The sequence below is a fragment of the Blautia sp. DFI.1.216 genome, from assembly GCF_020594215.1.
In the GTDB taxonomy this organism is placed as follows: domain Bacteria; phylum Bacillota; class Clostridia; order Lachnospirales; family Lachnospiraceae; genus Blautia_A; species Blautia_A wexlerae.
On sequence record NZ_JAJDML010000119.1, the window covers coordinates 1 to 1949 of the forward strand.

Here is a 1949-nt window from a genome sequence, read left to right on the forward strand (position 1 = left end):
CATAGTTTTATAAATACTTACGATTTCTGCTTTTTGCTAAAGTTAATGACATTGAGTAAATACAAGGCTTTCGAGCGTTTTTAAGAGCAGGGGATGAGAGAATCGAACTCCCACCAAAGGTTTTGGAGACCCCTATCATACCATTTGACCAATCCCCTATCAAAACCAACTTGTAAAATTTCTTTTACTGTTGCAATTATACATATAAAAGCAACGATTGTCAAGCTTATTGTGCATTTTTATTATAAAGAATTTTACAAAGAAAGAGCGGAGATGGAGGGATTTGAACCCTCGCACCGGTTGCCCGGCCTGCCGCATTTCGAGTGCGGTCCCTTCAGCCTCTTGGGTACATCTCCATATTAAGATTAGAAACAGTTCTGAAGTGTAACCGGAACTGTTTTTTATTATATAAGGAATCTACGGAAAGGTCAATTCTTTTTTTATTGACGAATTGGTTTTGCTGTAATAAGATAATAACAAAATGCGGTTGTGTACCCTCTGGATTGCTATTGTCCGGGGATAATAAGCAGCTGCGAGGAAAGCAGATAGGTGACGATTATGACAGATAAGAAGAAAACAATTCTGGAGGCTGTGGAGAAGCTGACAGATACTTACCGTAAAGAAGAACTCTTTCTGGGAAAGGACAGAGAACGTCTTCCAAATAAGAAAGAGATTATTAACTTCATTAAAGATATGAGGTCTATTATTTTTCCCGGATATTTCAGTGTGGATTCCAGTGCCAGCGTGTTTCCGGAGCATTATGTGGCATATCGCCTGAATGATCTGTATGACTGCTTGCAGGAGCAGATTGAGATTGCATTTTTATATCAGGGTGAAGAAGAACAGAAGGCCAAAGAACATGCAGAGCAGATCACAGAGCGATTTTTTGCAAATGTTCCGGAAATTCAGCGTATGCTGCTGACTGACCTGCAGGCAGGTTTTGACGGTGACCCGGCTGCCAAGAGTAAAGAGGAGATCATTTTCTCTTATCCTGGATTTTATGCAATTTATGTATACAGACTTGCACATGTTCTGTATCTGGAAAATGTGCCGTTTATTCCAAGAATTATGTCTGAATATGCACATGGTTATACAGGTATCGATATCAATCCGGGTGCTACGATCGGAGAATATTTCTTCATTGACCATGGAACCGGTGTTGTAATCGGTGAGACTACAGAGATTGGAAAGAATGTGAAGTTATATCAGGGTGTGACACTTGGTGCTCTTTCCACCCGTCAGGGACAGCTGCTTGCCAATGTGAAGAGACATCCGACGATCAGAGATAATGTGACGATTTATTCTAACTCTTCTGTGCTGGGCGGTGAGACTGTGATCGGAGAGAATACGATCATCGGAGGAAATACCTTTATTACAGCATCTATTCCGGCAAACACCAAGGTCAGTGCGAAGAGTCCTGAACTTGTGATCAAGAAACCAAGAAGTTCAGTGGAAGCTACGAATGTATGGGATTGGGAGAACTGATCTCTGGTTAACACTGTAAAATTTTGTTTTCCTGACAGGTTCCATCATATACAGTAAGTCCAGGCTTTCAGCGTGGAAAGTAATAAGTAGCAGGTGGAAATTTGCTTATATCAGGAGGAGTGAAAGCTCCTTCTGATAAACTGCATAGCAATTATTCGGTATAGAGCTGAGCAGCGAAACGGATGATTTTATCTGCGTGACAAATTGTTTGTCAGATGATGATTTGTATATGTTGTTAAAAAAATAGAAAAAATTTAAATTTAGTGTTGACAAATACAGTTTCATCATATATACTAATCTTCGTTGATGCGACAGAGATGCACAGACAACAAGCTGTGCGGGTGTAGTTCAATGGTAGAACACCAGCCTTCCAAGCTGGATACGTGGGTTCGATTCCCATCACCCGCTTATGCGATAGTGGCGTAGTTGGTAACGCGCGACCTTGCCAAGGTCGAGACCGCGGG

The 1949-nt window shown here is 41.3% G+C and carries 1 protein-coding gene and 3 tRNA genes; 2 read left to right on the forward strand and 2 right to left on the reverse strand.

All coding sequences use genetic code 11. From position 1 onward, the window contains the following. Positions 1-87 precede the first annotated feature (87 nt). A tRNA-Trp gene (locus tag LJE11_RS18920) sits at positions 88-158 on the reverse strand. Between the two features lie 110 nt (positions 159-268). Next, positions 269-356 (reverse strand) — tRNA-Ser (locus LJE11_RS18925). A 202-nt stretch (positions 357-558) separates the two neighbouring features. Here LJE11_RS18925 and epsC point away from each other — a divergent pair. Together epsC and LJE11_RS18935 are read left to right on the forward strand one after the other, a co-directional pair. Beyond that, positions 559-1485, forward strand: a complete 927-nt coding sequence (epsC, locus tag LJE11_RS18930; RefSeq protein ID WP_008705761.1) for a serine O-acetyltransferase EpsC — start codon at positions 559-561, stop codon at positions 1483-1485. A 337-nt stretch (positions 1486-1822) separates the two neighbouring features. Next, positions 1823-1893 (forward strand) — tRNA-Gly (locus LJE11_RS18935). Positions 1894-1949: the final 56 nt, after the last annotated feature.

Bases quoted from the DNA above. Each gene is read 5' to 3' on its own strand.
- epsC (WP_008705761.1), top strand. From the start codon at position 559: ATGACAGATAAGAAGAAAACAATTCTGGAGGCTGTGGAGAAGCTGACA.